This is a genomic window from Ensifer sp. SSB1 (assembly GCF_016652895.1).
Lineage (GTDB): Bacteria > Pseudomonadota > Alphaproteobacteria > Rhizobiales > Rhizobiaceae > Ensifer.
The window spans coordinates 19,273-21,405 of sequence record NZ_JAEPRP010000128.1; the positions used below are offsets into that span (position 1 = coordinate 19,273).

Below are 2,133 nucleotides of genomic sequence, written 5' to 3' on the forward strand. Positions count from 1 at the left end.
CTGCTGTAGCGTCCATGCGCGATGCAGCCGGCCGTGTCCTGATCGAAGGCTTCTACGAAAACACCGAGCCCGATCGAGCGACGAGAGAGCTTGCCGCTTCGCCCCCGTTTCCGCTGGAAGACTTGATGGCGGCAACCGGGGGGCAAAAGCTTCTTGGCGCCGTGACACCGTCCAACTTCTATGAACACCTCAACTTCGAGCCATGCCTCAACGTCAACGGCATCCATGGCGGATACGATGGAGCTGGCACGAAGACGGTTCTGCCCGCGACCGCGACCGCCAAGCTCGATTTTCGTCTCGTTCCTGGGCAGGATCCCAAGGCCGTCGCTGACCTGGTGCGCCTGCACCTGGACGGCAACGGCTTTGACGATATCGAACTGATCGTTCACGACGCCGAGGTCTTGGGTGTTCGCAGCGATCCATCGCATTGGGCCGTGGGGCTCGGGGCGGACTTGCTGGAAAAGTGGTTCGGCCAGCCTCCCACCCTCCAGCCGAGTTCTGCAGCCTCAGGCCTTGCGCACCCCTTCGTGCACCAGCTCGGCGCCACGCTCTTCGGCGCAGGCATCACCCACCATGGCGCTATGTTGCACTCTCCCGATGAGAACATCCTCATCGACCAGTTCCACCAGATGATCGGCTTCTCCGCAGACTTCTTCGCCGCGCTCGCCAGCCAGTGCGGATCGGCGGCAGACGTTGGTTCCCAGCTAAGCGAGACCGGGTTATGATCGAAGCGGTTGCCCAGTATTTTCCCCAGCTCCTGCAGGGCTTCGTCGTCACCCTCTCCGTCGCCGTTGGAAGCTTTGTCCTTGGACTCATCTTCGCTGTCGTGCTTGCACCGGCCGCTGTCTACGGATCCGCCCCGGTTCGCAAGGTTATCGCCGGTTACGTCAGCCTCATTCGCGGTCTGCCGGAACTGCTGGTCATCTTCCTGATCTTCTACGGCGGCACGGTTCTATTGACCGGTCTTTTCGGCGTCTATGTCGAAGTGGATGCTCTCACCGCCGGCATCGCCGCGCTGACCGTCGTCTCGACCGCCTATCTGACGGAGATCGTCCGCGGTGCACTGGTTGGGGTGTCCTCTGGTCAATGGGAGGCAGCACTCGCTCTCGGCCTTCGCCGGCCCGGAGCGTTCCGGCTGGTCGTCCTGCCGCAGATGATGGTCCGAGCCCTGCCCGGTCTCGGCAATCAGTGGCTCGTGATCCTGAAGGAGAGCGCCTTGGTCTCGATCATCGGGCTCGAGGAATTGATGCGCAAATCCGTCGTCGCGGCCGGCGCAACCCATAAGCCCCTCGCCTTCTACCTTACGGCTGCGGCGCTGTACGTGCTGGTGACCGGCGTCTCCACGCTCTTCATCAACGCCTGCAATCAGCGCCTGACCACTCATCTGCGGTAGCCCCATGTCATTGGATCTTTTTCTTCCCGCTTTCATCGCCATCAAGAACGGCTTCGTTCTGACACTGACCATCAACCTGGCGAGCTTTCTCTTGGGACAGGTGGTGGCGCTGCCGGTCGCCCTGGCTCTGTCCTCTCCTTCAAAGGGGTTGCGGCTTCCGGCGTCTGCCTACACGTTCGTCATCCGCGGCAGCCCGCTTCTCGTGCAGCTCTTCATTGTCTACTACGGTCTTGGACAGCTGGAGGCCGTTCGCGAAAGCGTCCTCTGGCCCATTCTCCGCAGCCCAGTCTATTGCGCCGTACTGACGGTTGCCCTCAACTCGGCCGCCTATACGGCTGAGGTCCTGTCCGGTGCAATCCGGCAGATACCCAAAGGGCAGTGGGAAGCCGGGAAAGCCCTCGGACTGGCAAAATATGTCCTGTTGATCAAGGTCGTCCTGCCGCAGATCTACCGCGCCGTTTTGCCAAGCATCGGCAACGAACTGATCCTCGTCATGAAGGGGTCGACCCTCGCCAGCGCGGTCACGGTCATGGAAATGACCGGTGCAGCCCGCGTATTCGTCGCCAAGACCTATGCACCATTCGAAACGTTCCTGATGGCGGGTGCCATCTATCTCTTGATCGGCGCCGCCTTCGGGCGGGTCTTCAAGGGGCTCGAAACAAGGTTCGCCATCCCAGGCCGATGAGCCAACACGATCGACATTCGCGAGAACCGCAAGCGGAGAAAGTCTCCCGCGCGGC

General features: G+C 61.6%; 3 protein-coding genes. All 3 read left to right on the forward strand.

Annotated elements, in window-relative coordinates; translation table 11 throughout:
- Positions 1-725 (forward strand): peptidase dimerization domain-containing protein (locus I8N66_RS26175; RefSeq protein WP_291160007.1); only part of this gene is annotated, 725 nt, incomplete at its 5' end.
- On the forward strand, positions 722-1,393 hold the full coding sequence (locus tag I8N66_RS26180) for an ABC transporter permease subunit (protein ID WP_113538612.1): 672 nt from the start codon (positions 722-724) through the stop codon (positions 1,391-1,393). The genes I8N66_RS26175 and I8N66_RS26180, both read left to right, overlap by 4 nt.
- A 4-nt stretch (positions 1,394-1,397) precedes the next feature.
- Positions 1,398-2,078 carry an ABC transporter permease subunit gene (locus I8N66_RS26185; protein WP_291160011.1) on the forward strand — a complete coding sequence of 227 codons (681 nt, stop codon included), beginning with the start codon at positions 1,398-1,400 and terminating at the stop codon, positions 2,076-2,078.
- Positions 2,079-2,133: the final 55 nt, after the last annotated feature.